Below are 14,579 nucleotides of genomic sequence, written 5' to 3'. Positions count from 1 at the left end.
GACAGCGTCATGTCGAAAACCGATGTCACCGAACAGGATCCAGCCGAGGCCGGGCCGAGCACCGGGGAGACCGGCAGCCGCGGCCCGTGGTGGTCGTCGTTCCGCACCGTCGCGATCGTCGCGGTGCTCGCGCTCGTCGCCGCGGTGACCTTCGGGGTGCTGTGGGCGACCGACGACTCGTCCGAGCAATTGCAGGCCCTGCAGAGCCGGCTGGACACCGAGGCCGAAGCCGAGGCCGTCGCCTCGGAATATGCGCTGAACGTCTCGGAGGTCGACTTCCGTGATCTCGACGCCTGGCGGGACGCGCTGACCGACGGTGTCAGTGAACAACTCGTGCCGAAGCTCGAGGGGGCCGTCGACGTCGTCGCGCCGTGGCTGACCCAGATGGAGTACACCTCCACCGCACGTCTGCTCGCCGCCGAGGTGGCGAGCAACGACGGCGACACCTTCGTCGTGCAGGTGTTCGTCGACATGGTGTCCAAGAGCAAGCAGACCCCGGACGGGGTGGCGGCCACCGCGACCTACCGGGTGACCATGGACCGCGCATCGGACTGGACCATCACCGATGTCGGGGGCGTCGGGGCCGGGCTGCCCGGAACGGGCGAGGCCGAACCCGCACCCGAGACCGGCGGCCGCTGACGGATCGCGTCGGGCGGCTCAGCCCTCCTCGGGTTCGGTCACGAAGTCCACGAGCCGTTCGACGGCACCGATCAGCGGCGCCTCGAGATCCCGGAACGACGACACCGCACCGTAGACCCGGCGCCAGCCGTCCTGCGGGCTGCCCCAGCCCAGTTCCCGGCACACCCCGGTCTTCCAGTCCTGCCCGCGCGGCACCTTCGGCCACGCCGCGATGCTCAAGGTCTTGGGCCGCACCGCTTCCCACACGTCGATGTACGGGTGGCCGGTGACCATGACGTACGGGCCGAGGTTCGCGGTCAGCCGTTCCTCCTTGGACCCGGCGACGAGGTGGTCGGCGAGCACCCCGATCCGCCGGCCGGGTCCCGGTTCGAACTCGGCGAGCCGCTCGGCGAGGTTGTCCAGGCCCTCGAGCTGCTCGACGACCACCCCTTCGACGCGCAGGTCGTGACCCCACACCCGTTCGACGAGCGCGGCGTCGTGCACGCCCTCCACCCAGATGCGGCTGCCGCGCGCGACCCGCGCCTTCAGTCCCTCGACGCGGGTCGACCCGGACGCGGACCGCGCCGGTTTCTGCGCGGCCGGACGGGTTTTCGGCCGCACCAGCGTGACCGGTTTGCCGTCGACGAGGAACGCGGCCGGGCGCATCGCGAACAGTCGGGTGCGACCCTGCCCGTCCTCGAGGCGCACGAAGTCCCCGTCGTAGGTGCGTTCGAAGCCCACGACGGCGCCGCACCAGCCCGAGGCGGCGTCCTCGACGACGAGATCCCTCTCGGCCGCCAGTTCCGGGACCGTCGGCTTGCGGGTGCGGGCGTGGCCGGCGTAGATGTCGCCGCCGTACATGTCGCGTGGGCTCACGCCCGACGACGTTAGGACACGGCGTGGTGCCGTTGCGGCTGCCACGCCGGGATGCCGGTGTGACGTGCCGCCGTATGCTGTGCCGGTGAGTTCCCCGAGCCTGACCCTGACCCTGTGGGCGGGCGTGTGGCTGTCCGGCGACGCCGCGCCCGACGAGGTGATCGATGCCCTCAACACCTGGGCCCCGCTGCACCTGGTGTTCGCGGACGACGACGCGGCCGCATCGGCCGCGGGCCTGCCCGGCTCCGGCGCCGGTGCGGCGACGGGGGCCGCGGCGCTGCTGACGGCGGTGCGTCGCGCCGATCCGGCGGACACCGCCGGCATCCGGCTCGTGCTGCCCGCCCCCGGCGACGTCTCCGGGCTGCCGGCCGGGACCGCGTTCGCGACGGCGGCGCTGGCGGCCGGTGAAGGCGTCCTGGTCGGGGCGCCCGGGGCGCCGGGGATCGGGCTGGTCCCGACCGTGGAGGGTCCGGATGTGCTGCGCTGGACCGTGTTCGCGGTGCCGGCCCTGCCGGATGCGCCCGCCCGTCCCGGTCTCGGCGAGGCCGAGTTCACGATGCGCGAGGCGGTGCGCGATGCTGCGGCGACCCTGACCGGTATCCCGACCGTCGGCACGGACGGTCGCCGATCCGACCCGCGCGCGGAGATCGCCGAGGCGATCGCCCAGCAGGCCCGGCACCGCTATCCCGAATCGCTTCCGGTGCGTGCCGTGCGCATCCTCGACTCCGCCGACCAGGTGTCCGCGATCCTGGACGTCGCGGCGCGCGGCGCCGGACTGCAGGCCGGGTCGATGTCCGCGGCGACGAGCCGCGAGGCGGCGCTGCGGCCGCTGTTGACCACCGTGCGGCAGGCCCGGCTGGGCGCGGTCGCCGCGGCGCTCGAAGCCGGTCGTCACAGTCGCCGGACAACCGGCGGCTGACGCCGCCCGTGTGCCTTTGTGGCGGCTGGGACCGCCACAAAGACACACCGCCGAGGACACGGTTGCGTCACGGTCCCGCGGTCGGCCTTCCGCATCTGCTGTCACACGAGTCACATCCGTATACATTTGTCGCACTTCGGGCGGGTTGGGCCGACATCGAGGAGCGACGTGCAGAACCATCGGATCACCGTGCCGCGGGCGCGTCGTACACCCGTCGCCCGACACCGCTCCGGAGGACGGTGGATCGCGGCGGCGATCCTGGGGTTGCTCGCCGCCCTGATCGCACCCGCCCAGGTGGCGCACGCGAATCCGGTCGTCGAACCGGTGGCCGCGGACCCGTCGGTCCTGCGCGCCCCGGACGGCACGTTCTACCTCTACAGCACGGCCGACGACTGGGGTGACGGCCGCGGGATGCACACGATGGGGATGTTCACCTCCCACGACCTCGTGGACTGGATGTACGTCGGTGACGTGTTCGATCAGCCTCCCGCGTGGCACGATCCCGGCAAGCACCCGTGGGCGCCGAGCATCCACGAATTCGACGGGGTGTACCACCTGTACTACTCGCTGAACGACGTCTCGAATCCGTGCATCGGCCTGGCGACCTCCCCCGACCCGGCGGGACCGTGGACGGATCTGGGCCGGCCGGTGTTCTGCGCCGAGGACGTCGGAATCGAGGGCACGATCGATCCGTTCGTCTGGGACGACGGCACCGGGAAGACGATGCTCGTCGGAAACTTCAAGGGCGTCTACGCGATCCCGCTCTCCCCGGACGGCACCGCGCCGGACGGCACCCCCGTGAAGGTCGCCGACGAACGGTTCGAAGGCCCGTTCGTGGTGCACCGCAACGGTTTCTACTATCTGTTCGTCTCGGCCGGGAACTGTTGCAACGGCGGCAACACCGCCTACCGGGTGATCGCCGGCCGGTCCACCTCCCTGACCGGGCCGTATCTCGACCGCAAGGGCCAGGATCTCGGCGACGGGGGCGGCGCACTGATCCTCGCGGGCAGCGACCGCTGGGCCGGACCCGGCCACAACAGCGTCGTCACCGACGACGCCGGGGACGACTGGATCGTCTACCACGCGAGCCCGCGCCGGGACATCAAGCTGCCCAGCGGCGCTCAGCGACGCGAGGCTCTGATCGACCGGATCGTGTGGGCGGACGACTGGCCCGATATCGGGGACGGATCACCGTCGTCCACCCGCCCGCAGGTCCCGGACATCGACCTTCCGGTGGAGGTGTCGCTGGAGATCGAAGCCGTGCCCGCCCCGACCGGGGAGGCCGAGGCCACGGTGGTTCTCACCGCCGGCGACGAGCCGTTCTCCGGCCGGGTGTGGCTCGGTGTCGGTGCGCCCGAGGGCGGACTCGGCGCGACGGTCGCCGACCCGATCGAGGTGACGCTGCAACCCGGCGAGGTGCGCGAGGAGAAGCTGACGTTCACCCCGCCGGCGTCGTCGACGGGCACCTACGATCTCTACGCCCTTGCCGGCACCGACGCTGCGGACGTCGTCGACTTCGGTGCGGTGCACGGCCTCGACGCACCCCCGCAGCCCCTGGCACCCGTCGCGCAGACCGGCTCCGCATTGTGACCTCGCGTCCGGTCAGCCGGCGCGTCGTGCGGTGAGCAGCAGGTATTCCCACTCCATCGCTCCCCCGCCCTGGTCGAAGCTGCGGCCCAGCTCCGCCAGGTCGCGGTCGAGTGCGGCGACGCGGTCGGGTTCGTCGGCGATCGCCCGGTAGACCGCGATGGTCGGCCCGTACGCCGCCTTGAAGAAGTCCCGGAACTCCTCGCCGCTGCCGAAGCATTCCACCCGCAGCTTCTCCTTGTGCGCCTGCACGTCGGTGACCCGGTCCCCCAGCAGCGACCGCACGTGCTGCTCGTCCCCCCACAGCGGCGGCGGCTGGGCACCGGGCGGGGGCGGCGGCGCGTACGGCTTCATGGTCGCGAACATGCGGCCGATGAATCCCTCGGGGGTCCAGCTCAGCAGCCCGATGCGGCCGCCGGGCCGGGTGACGCGGACCAGTTCGTCCGCGGCCGCCTGGTGGTGCGGCGCGAACATGACACCGACGCAGGAGAGCACGACGTCGAAGCTCGCGTCGTCGAACGGGAGCGCCTCGGCGTCGGCCTCCTGCCAGGTGAGGGTCGCGCCCGCGGCGGCGGCGTCGCGGCGGCCCGTCTCGAACAGTTCCGGCGTCAGATCCGTCGCGACCACCGTGGCCCCGGTGAGCGCGGCGGGGATCGCCGCGTTGCCCGACCCTGCCGCGACGTCGAGAACCCGGTCTCCCGCGCCGACTTCGCACGCGGACACCAGAATCGGGCCGAGTGTCGGGATCACCTCGGTGGCGACCGACGGGTAGTCCCCGAGCGCCCACATCGCCCGATGCTTCGCCTTCAACGCGCGGTCGTCGATCGCTGCTGTCGTTGATTCGCTCATCGTGTGTTCCGGCGCGGACCCTCCCGCGTTCGTGCGGGAGGGTGAGTGCGCCGGCCTCCTTTCTCGTGCTTCGGGATACGTCCCGATTCGTGATTCGAGGAGATGATCGGGTCGTGCTTCGACTGTAGGAACGGGCGACGCAGCGCTTCCAGTACAGGATCTGTACCGCGATCGCCGGGTACGGCCGGTCGCGTCGGCCTAACATTCGAGCATGGGCGCGTCCTATCACCAGTTCTGCCCGGTCGCGAAGGCGATGGAGCTGTTCGACGAACGGTGGACGCTGCTGGTGGTGCGCGAGTTGGTGCTCGGCAGCGAACGATTCAACGAACTGCGGCGGGGGCTGCCGCGGATGTCGCCGTCGCTGCTGTCCACCCGGCTGCATCAGCTGACGGCCGCGGGCATCGTGCGTCGGGTCACCGACGGTGGCGACATCCGCTACGTGCTCACCCCCGCCGGCCGGGATCTCGAGGCGGTGGTGGACGCCCTCGGCGCCTGGGGGTCGCGGTGGACCGGGCGGCTCGGCGACGAGGACCTGGATCCGAAGCTGCTGATGTGGGACATGCATCGCAACGTCGACCGCTCCGCGATCCCTCAGGACCGGGTGGTGGTGCGGTTCGCTTTCACCGGTGCACCGCGCGGGTCACGACGGTGGTGGCTGGTCATCACCCCGGACGAGGTCGACGTGTGCGACGTGGATCCCGGTTTCGAGGAGTCGGTGGCGGTCACCGCGGATCTGCGGGCGCTCACCGAGATCTGGCGCGGTGAACGGCAGTGGTCGGAGGCATTGCGCTCGGGTGCCGTCGCGATCGACGGGCCGGTCACCCTGCGCCGCAGCCTGCCGCGCTGGTTCGCCTCCCCGCTCGCCGCGCAGAGCAGCGGGTGACCCGGGATCAGGGAGCCGTCGGTCGAGTCGGCCGAGCCGGCAGCTGACAGCACCCGGCCGCGCACAACGCGCCGTTGCGGCCGGCGCCGAGCAGCGGTTCCGAACCGAGCCGCTCCGGCTCCCGACCGGTCGCCGCTTCCTCGACGAGCACCCGGACGAGCTGCGGGAAGCGGGCGTCGGCCCCGGCGGTCGCGGCCCGCACGAACCCCATGCCGAGCTCGGCGGCCTTCTGCTTCGCCTCGGTGTCGAGGTCCCACACGACCTCGAGGTGGTCGGACACGAAACCGACCGGCACCACGATCACGGCGCTCACGCCGCGCGCGTGCAGGGCGTCGAGGTGATCGACGATGTCCGGCTCGAGCCACGGCACCTGCGGCGGCCCGGAACGGGACTGCCACACGAGGTCGTGGTCGTCGATGCCGACCGCGTCGGCGACGAGCCGGGCCGCCTCGGCGACCTGCCGGCTGTAGAGGTGGCCGCCGCCGTCGGCGGGGCCGCCGGTGCGGTCCGCGGACAGCGGGATCGAGTGCGCGGTGAACACCACCCGGGCGTCCTCGCGCACGTCCGCGGGCAGTTCGGCGCGGGCGGCCCGGACGGCGTCGGCGACCGCTCCGACGAACAGCGGATGGTCGTAGAACTGCCGCAGTTTCGTCAGTGCCGGGCCGTCCGGGACGACGGCGCGGGCCCGCGCGATGTCCTCGTGGTACTGGCGGCAGCCGGAGTATCCGCCCCACGCCGAGGTCGGGAACACCAGGGCGTTGCGGACGCCGTCGTCGCGCATCGCGGCGACGGTGTCCTCGATCATCGGATGCCAGTTCCGGTTGCCGAAGTACACCGGCAGCCCGATCCCCGCCGCGGCGAACTCGGCTTCGATCCGGGTGATCAGCTCCCGGTTCAGGGCGTTGATCGGCGAGACACCCCCGAAGTGCAGGTAGTGCTGCACGACCTCCTCGAGCCGCTCCGGGGGGATGCCGCGACCGCGGGTGACGTTCTCGAGGAACGGACGCACGTCCTCCGGGCGTTCGGGTCCGCCGAACGACAGCAACAGCAGCGCGTCGTAGGGCTCGGGGGTGTTCGTCATGATCGGTGTCCCGCTCAGGCGCCGAAGCCGACCTGGGAGTGGAAGCCGCCGTCGACGTAGACGATCGAACCGGTGGTGCCCGGCAGCCAGTCCGACAGCACGGTGCACACGGTCTTGGCGACCGGGGTCGGGTCGTCGACGTCCCAGCCGATGGGCGAGGCCGCGGACCAGCCCTCGTTGAGCCGGTTCATCTCGGCACCCGGTCCGGTGGCGTCACCGGCGATTGCCTTGGCAGCGAGGGTCTTGATGGGCCCGGCCGCGACCAGGTTGGAGCGGATGCCGCGGCTTCCGACCTCCTTGGCGACATACCGGTTGACGGCCTCGAGGGTCGCCTTGGACACGCCCATCCAGTTGTAGAACGGCACGGCCCGCGCCGGATCGAAGTCCATGCCGACGATCGACGCGTTGTCCTTGAGCACCGGCAGCAGCGCCTTCGCGAGCGCCGAGTACGAGTACGCCGAAACCTCCACGGCCACGGCCACATCGGACCAGGGCGCGTCGAGGAACGGGTTGCCCAGGCACGAACGCGGCGCGAATCCGATGGAGTGCACGACGCCGTCGAGGCCCTCCGGCGCGAGTTCGCGCACCTTGTCGGCGAGCCCGGCGAGGTGCTCGGGATTCTGCACGTCGAGTTCGATCGCCGGCGGCACCGGCTGCGGGAGCCGCTGCGCGATCCGGTCGATCAGCCGCAGCCGGTCGAAACCGGTGATGATCACCTTCGCGCCCTGTTCCTGCGCCACCTTCGCGGTGTGGAACGCGATCGACGAGTCGGTGATGATGCCGGTGACGAGAATGGTCTTGCCCTCGAGCAGTCCGCCCATGAGTGTGTCGGTCCTCCAGTGAGTGTCGGTTACGGTCGCGGCGTTCGCGCCGTCAGTGCCCCATGCCCATGCCGCCGTCGACGGGGATGACCGCGCCGGACACGTATGCGGAGTCCTCTGAGGCGAGGAAGCTGACGACGGCGGCCACGTCCTCCGGTCGGCCGAGGCGCTGCAGCGGGATGAACTTCTTCGCGGTGTCGCGCAGATCGTCGGACAGCTCGGCGGTCATGTCGGTTTCGATGAAGCCGGGGGCCACGACGTTCGCGGTGATCGACCGCGACCCGAGTTCGCGGGTCACCGAGCGGGCGAGGCCGATGACGCCGGCCTTGGAGGAGGCGTAGTTGATCTGGCCGGCCTGCCCGGCCATGCCGACGACGGAACCGAGGAAGATCATCCGGCCCCAGCGGCCGCGCAACATCGCCCGGTTGGCGCGCTTGGCACAGCGGAACGCGCCGGTGAGGTTGGCGTCGAGGACCTTCGTGAACTGTTCCTCGGTCATCCGCATGAGCAGCGTGTCGTCGGTGATGCCGGCATTGGCGACGAGCACCTCCACCGGCCCCTGGTGCTCTTCCACCTGCTTGAAGGCGGCATCGACGGAGTCGCTGTCGGTGACATCGCAGACGACGCCGAACAATCCGTCGGGCACTCCCGAGCCGCGGTGGGTGACGGCGACCTTGTGGCCGTCGGCCTGCAGCCGCCGGGCGACGGCCAGGCCGATGCCGCGGTTGCCGCCGGTGACGAGAACCGAGCGTGGGGTCTCGGCGGGGCGGGACGGGCCGGCGGGAGCGGAAACGTCTGTCGGTGCGTCGGTCATGGTGTCGAACCCTATCTGGTGATCGATCGAGATCCGCCGGGACCTCGAAGGGGAAGGAAGCTGTCAGGGCAGCCGCTGGCGCAGGACCAGCGCCGCACCGAGACCCACCGCGGCGGCGAGCACACCGAGCACCAGCCAGGGCCGGCTGGCGTCACCGCGGGTGGTTTCGAACCCGATCTGTTCCTCGAGCGTGTCGTAGGCGTCCTCGAGTTCCTCGAGGCTGGACGCGGTGAAGAAGGCGCCGCCGGACAGGTTGGCGATCTCCTTGAGCGACGGGTCGTCGACGGGCACCGGGATCCGTTCGTCCTCGATGGTCACGGTGCCGTATTCGGTCCCGAAGGAGATCGTCGACACGGGGATGCCCTTGTCGGCGGCCTGCCGTGCGGCGGTGAAGCCGCCGCGCGGGTCGTCGGGGCTCTCGGGCACGGTCTGCTTGCCGTCGGAGAGCAGCACGATCCGCGCCGGTGGCGCCTGGTCACCGCCGCCGAGCACCGCGGCGAGGGTGTCGATGGACTGCATCGCCGTGAAGATCGCCTCGCCCGTGGCGGTGCGTTCGCTGAGGGTGAGCTGGTCGATGGCCGACTTGGTGGCCTCGCGGTTCGTGGTCGGCGACACCAGCACGGAGGCGGTACCGGAGAACGCGACCAGGCCGAGGTTGATGCCGGGGGTCAGGTCGTCGGCGAACTGTTTGGCGGCCTGCTGCGCGGCGACGAGCCGGTTCGGCGCGACGTCGGTGGCCTCCATCGACAGCGACACGTCGATGACCAGCACCACCGTCGCCCGATTGCGCGGGACGCGCTGCTCGGCGGTCGGGCCCGCCAACGCGACGGTGAGCAGCGCCAGCGCGGACAGCAGCGCGATGACCGGGATGTGCCGGGCGGGGCCGGGCCGGTTCGGCGCGACCTTCTCGAGCATCTCGAGATTGCTGAAGCGCAGCGCGTGCCGCTGCTTGCGGCGCTGGACGAGGACGTAGCCGACGGCGAGCGCCGCGACGACGACGAGGAACAGCAGCCACCACGGTGACGAGAAGTCGGAGAAGCTCATCGGACCCCCTTGGCCGGCGCGCCGAAGCTGTGCCGGCGGGCGGCGACGAACCGGACGATGTCCTCGATCCAGTCCCGGTCGGTGCGCAGCGTCATCTGCGGGGCGCCGCAGCGCCGCAGGGCCTGCTGCACCTCGGTCCGGTGCTCGGCGGCGGCCGCGGCGTAGTCGGCACGCAACCGTTCGGTGGTGGTGAACTCGCGGGTGCGTCCGGTCTCCGGGTCGTGCAGCACCACGTCGCCCAGATCCGGGAGTTCGAGGTCGCGGGGGTCGAGTACCTCGACCGCGAGCAGGTCGTGCCGGCCGGACAGTGCGCGCAGGGAACGTTCCCAGTCGACCGGTCCGAGGAAGTCGCTGACGACGACGACCAGGCCGCGCCGCCGCTGGGGCCGGCGCAGCGCCTCGATCGCGCCGCGCAGGTCGCCGCGGGTGCCGTCCGGCGCGTGCGGGGTGGTCGCGATCGACCGCAGCATCGCCTGGGCGTGCAGGCGGCCGCCGCGCGCCGGGAACCGCGTGATTTCGTGCCCGGTGCTCACGACCGCGCCGATGCGGTTGCCGCCGCCGCTGGTCAGGTGCGCGACGGCCGCGGCCGCCGCGACCGCCAGATCGCGTTTCTCGCAGACGCCGGTGCCGAAATCGAGGCTGGCGGACAGGTCGACGGCCAGCCACGTCTCGAGTTCGCGGTCGGCGACGGACTGCCGCACGTGCGGATGCGTGGTCCGGGCGGTCACCGACCAGTCCATCTGCCGCACGTCGTCGCCGGGCTGGTATTCGCGGGCGTCGCCCGGTTCGGACCCGGGTCCCGGGATCAGGCCGAGGTGATCACCGTGCAGCACGCCGTCGAGCCGGCGCCGCACGGTGAGCTCGAGGGTGCGCAGCGCCGCGGTCAGTGCGGGATCTCGCAGTTCGCCGGACCGGAACGTCGGCGGCGACCCGTGCGCGCGTGGGCTCACCGCTGCCCCGCACCCGCCTCGGGGCCGGCCGGGACACCCACGGCCGGTGCCGCCGGTGCGGGAGCCGGCGGGTTGGGCGCGTTGACCTGCGGTGCGACGTGCGGCAGGCCGACGGTCTGCAGGATCCGGTTGATGATCTGGTCGGCGGTGACCTCGTCGGCGAGCGCGTCGTACGACAGCACCAGTCGGTGGCGCAGCACGTCCGGGATGACGTCGAGCACGTCCTGCGGAACGACGTAGTCGCGGCCGCGGACCAGGGCCAGCGCCCGGGCCGCCGAGATGATGCCGAGGGTCGCGCGCGGCGAGGCCCCGTACGCGATCCAGCCGTCGACGTCGACGAGGCCGAGTTCGGCGGGGGCGCGGGTCGCGAAGATCACCCGCACCACGTAGTCGACGAGCGCGTGGTGCACGAACACCCGGCTGGCGACGTCCTGCAGGCGCAGCAGCTCGGCGTTGTCGAGGATCTGCTTCGGTTCGGGTGCGGACACACCCATGCGGTAGACGATCTCGCGTTCCTCCTCGACCGTCGGATAGTCGACGAGGACCTTGAACAGGAAGCGGTCGCGCTGCGCCTCGGGCAGGGGGTACACGCCTTCGTTCTCGATCGGGTTCTGGGTGGCCATCACCAGGAACGGTTCGGGCATGGGGAACGTCTTGCCGCCGATGGTGACGTGCCGTTCCGCCATCACCTCGAGCAGCGCGGACTGCACCTTGGCGGGCGCGCGGTTGATCTCGTCGGCGAGCAGGAAGTTCGCGACCACCGGCCCGAGCTCGGTGTCGAACTCCTCGCGGCCCTGCCGGTAGATGCGGGTACCGACGAGGTCGGTGGGCACCAGGTCGGGGGTGAACTGGACGCGGGAGAACGAGCCGCCCACCACCTTCGCGAACGTCTCCACGGCCAGGGTCTTCGCGACGCCGGGGACACCTTCCAGGAGCACGTGGCCCTTGGCGAGGACACCGACGAGCATTCTCTCGACGAGCCGGTCCTGGCCGACGATGACGCGCTTGACCTCGTAGATCGCTCTCTCGAGGAGCTGCGCGTCCGACACCTGGCCGGGTGTGGCGGGCGGTTTCGTCCCGTCCTTCGACAGGGCCGGAGCCGAACCCGGGCCCTGCGTGGTCGCACCCTGCTCGGTCGCGCCCTGGGTATTCGCGCCCTGGGCATTGCCCTGGGTATTCGTGCCCGACGTCCCACCCTCACGTGAGGTCACCAAGAATCCACCGCTTTCGCCTAGGTCGTTCCGCTGGAGATCACATTCGGGCACCACTATTCCAGGTGTGGCTGCCCGGCGCCGCCACCGTGCCCCGCGCATGCTGCCCTGCGCGGAGCGGCGATCGAGAAGTACCAGGTCAGGACGCTGTCACGACACCATCCGCACCACATACGGCGTCATTCCGGCCCAGCGAACCGGGGAGATCTTCACGTGCGAACCCGATTGCGGGGCCTCGAGCATCTGCCCGTCCCCGAGGTACAGCGCCACGTGCTGGCTCGCGTTGGGGCCGTAGAAGATCATGTCGCCGCGCTTCATCTCCGCCGACGGCACCTGCTTGCCTGCGGTGTACTGGTAGCCGGTGTAGTGCGGCAGGGAGATCCCGATGCCCGCGAACGCGTAGATCATCAGTCCGGAGCAGTCGAAGCCGACCTTGTTGTAGTCGCCGTAGCTGTCGGCGACGCCACCGTCGCGGATGCCGCGCGTGGGGCCGTTCTCGTCGCCGCCGCCCCACGCGTAGGGCACACCGATCTGCGACATCGCGCGATCGATCACGGTTTCGACGGCGGCGGGGCCGGTGATCGTCGTCCGCGGGGTGGTGCGGGGCTTGGACTTCGGCGTCGACGGCGAGACGGAACTCTCGTCGATCGGGTCGCCGGGGTCCGGGTTGCCCCAGTCCCGGCCGCTGCTGCTCGGCTCCTCGGTGTCCTCGGTGTCCGTGCCCTCCCCGGCGTCCGAGCTGTCTCCGGTGTCCGAGCCGTCCCCAGTGTCCGTGTCGTCCTCGGTCGAGGAACCTCCGGTCGAGGAACCTCCGGTCGACGAATCTCCGGTGGAGGAGTCCCCGGTCGACGAATCCCCCGACGAATCCGCGGTCGAGGTGTCGTCCTCGTCCTCGTCGTCCGGCAGCGGGGTTTCGGCGCCCGCCCAGTCGCCGGGGTCGACGCGATAACCGTCGATCTGGGTGTGCGGGCGCTGGCCGTTGGCGAGCTCGGCGGCGCGGGCGCGCGCCGCGGCATCCGCCGCGACCCGCTGCGCCGCCTCCACTGCCGCCTGCCGTGCCGCCTCCTCGGCGGCGGCGCGGGCGGCCTCCTCGGCCTGCCGCTGCCGGTCCCACGCCGCGTATTCGGCGCGCTGGTTCTCGAGCCCGGCGACGTTCTGCCGGGCCGCATCCAGTTCGGCCTGCGCCGCCGCACGCTCGATCTCGATCCGCTGCTTGTCCGCCGCCTGCTGGTCCAGTGCCGACCGGGCCTGCGCGATCGCGGCCTCGGCGTCGGCCTTGCGCTGTTCGGCCGCCTCGGCCGCCGCGTCGGCCTCCTGCTTGGCCGCCCGCGCACGGGAGTTGTTGTTCGCTTCCTCGGTGCGGGCACGTTCGAGCGCGTCGAGCACGGCATTGCGCCCCGCCGACAGCAGGCGCATCACCTGGGCACGATCGAGGAGCTCGTCCGGGCCCGCCGAACCGAGGAACGCGGACAGCGACGCGGCGTTGATGCCGCGGGTGTAGCTGCTCCGGGCGAAAGCGTCGAAATCGCTCTGCGCCTGCTGGATCCGGATGCCGGCGTCGCGGAGCGCCTGCTGCGACTGCACGACGGCGTAGGCGGCCGCGTCGGCGGTATCCCGGGCGTTCTGCAGGTCCACCAGCGCGCGGTTGACGTTCTCGCGTTTGATCGCGACCTGGTTCTCCAGCTCGGCGAGCTGCTGATCGGCGGACGCGATGCGCACGATCAGCTCGCCGACGCGGCCGAGGCCCGTGTCGACGGCCGCTCCGGCGGCAGCGAGTGCGTCGTCGCTCGGGTTCGGAGGTGGTTCCGGGACCGCCCCCACCGAGGCCGCGGTCCCCACGAGCAGTGATGCGACAAGTCCGAGTGCGATCAACAGCCGGCGTCCGATGAACGGCCGTCCGGCCGACAGCCGCGATCCGGCCCACGGCCGTGGGCCGGTTCCCCCACCGCGACGATGCCGCCGCGACCCGAACCGTCGCGAATCCCCCCCGTGGAAACCGAAGCGCCTCACATCATTTCTCCCTCGGTGGTGTCGGGGACGAACCCGATCCGCCGCGCCGAGGGAAGGACTGCACGCTGCATCGGATCGCGCGCCGCGCGATCTGTCCGCAGAGCCGTTCCCGCCGTCGTGGACTGCGGTCCCACGACGGCAAGTGCGACACTCCTTCCCCAAGAGCGCCAAAGGCACCGTACGACACAAAGGGCTCATTTCGCGCGACAGTCACAGATAAAGCCGCAAAATTTTGTCCGTGTCGACGAAGCCGCGGCCCGGGTGAGGGCACGGAAAAACGGCCGCTCGGATGCGGAGCGGCCGGGTGAGGGGTGTTCGCTACCGCGCGTCGGGTTCGACGAACGCGGCCTCGTCCTTGCGGCGGCGCACGGCCTTGGCGGCCGCGGTCGCGCCGGCGGCGGCCGCGACGAGGACGATCAGCACGACGGTCCAGGCGGTCCAGTCCGGACCGGGTTCGGTGATCGAGTCGACGAAGTTGCGGGTGGAGACGACCGGGTCGCCGGTGTACGTGCGGTCCTGTGCCGCCTCGAGGGTCACCCGATCGAGGCTGTCGCTGTAGGCGCCGACCCAGCCGGGGCTGAGCACGAGCACGGTGCCGCCCTGCTCGCTACCGACCTCGGTCGCGAGGTCGCGCAGTTGCGAATCGATCCGCGGGTCCCGGTCGACGACGATCACGCGCAGCTCGATGCCGTGGTCCTGGGCGCGTTCCACCTGCTCGACCAGGTCGTCGACGCGGTCGGACGGCGCGGAGACCCCGTCGTCGGCGAGGTCTGCCAGCACCTGCTCGAGCGTGACGCTCGGCGGGAGGTCCGTGGCCGATGGCACAGGAATTCGTGGCAGTGGCGCAGACATCTCTCTCCGGTGGTGCGGGGACGGGACCGGCGGTCGGGTCCCGGTGAGTCGGGTGGACTCGCAG

General features: G+C 71.4%; 14 protein-coding genes. 4 read left to right on the top strand and 10 right to left on the bottom strand.

What is annotated here, in order from left to right; genetic code table 11:
• The first annotated feature begins 9 nt into the window (after positions 1-9).
• Entirely contained in the window at positions 10-639 is a 630-nt protein-coding gene (locus M1M07_RS09330; protein WP_197253310.1) for a hypothetical protein, read from the top strand.
• 18 nt (positions 640-657) lie between these two features.
• On the opposite strand, the gene M1M07_RS09325 is transcribed toward M1M07_RS09330, so the two are convergent.
• A complete protein-coding gene (locus M1M07_RS09325; protein ID WP_248673932.1) occupies positions 658-1,494 on the bottom strand; it encodes a DUF3097 domain-containing protein in 837 nt (278 codons plus the stop codon).
• A gap of 85 nt (positions 1,495-1,579) precedes the next feature.
• Here M1M07_RS09325 and M1M07_RS09320 point away from each other — a divergent pair, with 85 nt between their 5' ends.
• Entirely contained in the window at positions 1,580-2,413 is an 834-nt protein-coding gene (locus M1M07_RS09320; protein WP_248673931.1) for a hypothetical protein, read from the top strand.
• 243 nt (positions 2,414-2,656) lie between these two features.
• On the top strand, positions 2,657-4,003 hold the full coding sequence (locus M1M07_RS09315; protein ID WP_248673940.1) for a family 43 glycosylhydrolase: 1,347 nt from the start codon (positions 2,657-2,659) through the stop codon (positions 4,001-4,003).
• A gap of 12 nt (positions 4,004-4,015) precedes the next feature.
• Here the strand turns inward: M1M07_RS09315 and M1M07_RS09310 are convergent, their stop codons facing one another.
• Entirely contained in the window at positions 4,016-4,849 is an 834-nt protein-coding gene (locus tag M1M07_RS09310; protein ID WP_248673930.1) for a class I SAM-dependent methyltransferase, read from the bottom strand.
• 211 nt (positions 4,850-5,060) lie between these two features.
• Between M1M07_RS09310 and M1M07_RS09305 the strand changes: the two genes are divergently transcribed.
• Positions 5,061-5,732, top strand: a complete 672-nt coding sequence (locus tag M1M07_RS09305; RefSeq protein ID WP_248673929.1) for a helix-turn-helix domain-containing protein — start codon at positions 5,061-5,063, stop codon at positions 5,730-5,732.
• 7 nt (positions 5,733-5,739) lie between these two features.
• On the opposite strand, the gene M1M07_RS09300 is transcribed toward M1M07_RS09305, so the two are convergent.
• The 8 genes from M1M07_RS09300 to M1M07_RS09265 form a co-directional block, all read right to left on the bottom strand.
• Positions 5,740-6,813: a ferrochelatase gene (locus tag M1M07_RS09300; protein WP_248673928.1), complete on the bottom strand. Its 1,074-nt coding sequence runs from the start codon at positions 6,811-6,813 to the stop codon at positions 5,740-5,742.
• A gap of 14 nt (positions 6,814-6,827) precedes the next feature.
• The gene (inhA, locus tag M1M07_RS09295) at positions 6,828-7,634 is read right to left on the bottom strand and encodes an NADH-dependent enoyl-ACP reductase InhA (RefSeq protein ID WP_197253316.1); all 807 of its coding nucleotides are present in this window, start codon (positions 7,632-7,634) and stop codon (positions 6,828-6,830) included.
• A 52-nt stretch (positions 7,635-7,686) separates the two neighbouring features.
• Positions 7,687-8,448: a 3-oxoacyl-ACP reductase FabG1 gene (fabG1, locus tag M1M07_RS09290; RefSeq protein ID WP_197253318.1), complete on the bottom strand. Its 762-nt coding sequence runs from the start codon at positions 8,446-8,448 to the stop codon at positions 7,687-7,689.
• Between the two features lie 63 nt (positions 8,449-8,511).
• Positions 8,512-9,492: a VWA domain-containing protein gene (locus tag M1M07_RS09285; protein ID WP_197253320.1), complete on the bottom strand. Its 981-nt coding sequence runs from the start codon at positions 9,490-9,492 to the stop codon at positions 8,512-8,514.
• Positions 9,489-10,442, bottom strand: coding sequence for a DUF58 domain-containing protein (locus M1M07_RS09280; protein WP_248673927.1), 954 nt, complete (start codon positions 10,440-10,442; stop codon positions 9,489-9,491). Before M1M07_RS09280 ends, M1M07_RS09285 begins: the two co-directional genes overlap by 4 nt.
• Entirely contained in the window at positions 10,439-11,653 is a 1,215-nt protein-coding gene (locus M1M07_RS09275) for a MoxR family ATPase (RefSeq protein ID WP_197253325.1), read from the bottom strand. Before M1M07_RS09275 ends, M1M07_RS09280 begins: the two co-directional genes overlap by 4 nt.
• A gap of 150 nt (positions 11,654-11,803) precedes the next feature.
• Positions 11,804-13,492, bottom strand: a complete 1,689-nt coding sequence (locus tag M1M07_RS09270; RefSeq protein WP_248673926.1) for an NlpC/P60 family protein — start codon at positions 13,490-13,492, stop codon at positions 11,804-11,806.
• Positions 13,493-13,981: 489 nt separating this feature from the next.
• The gene (locus M1M07_RS09265) at positions 13,982-14,488 is read right to left on the bottom strand and encodes a DUF6676 family protein (RefSeq protein ID WP_368862561.1); all 507 of its coding nucleotides are present in this window, start codon (positions 14,486-14,488) and stop codon (positions 13,982-13,984) included.
• Positions 14,489-14,579: the final 91 nt, after the last annotated feature.

It is taken from the genome of Rhodococcus sp. HM1 (assembly GCF_023218075.1).
Classification (GTDB): domain Bacteria; phylum Actinomycetota; class Actinomycetes; order Mycobacteriales; family Mycobacteriaceae; genus Rhodococcus.
Note: the sequence above shows the minus strand (reverse complement) of the source record. Positions and strands in the feature narration are given on the sequence as shown.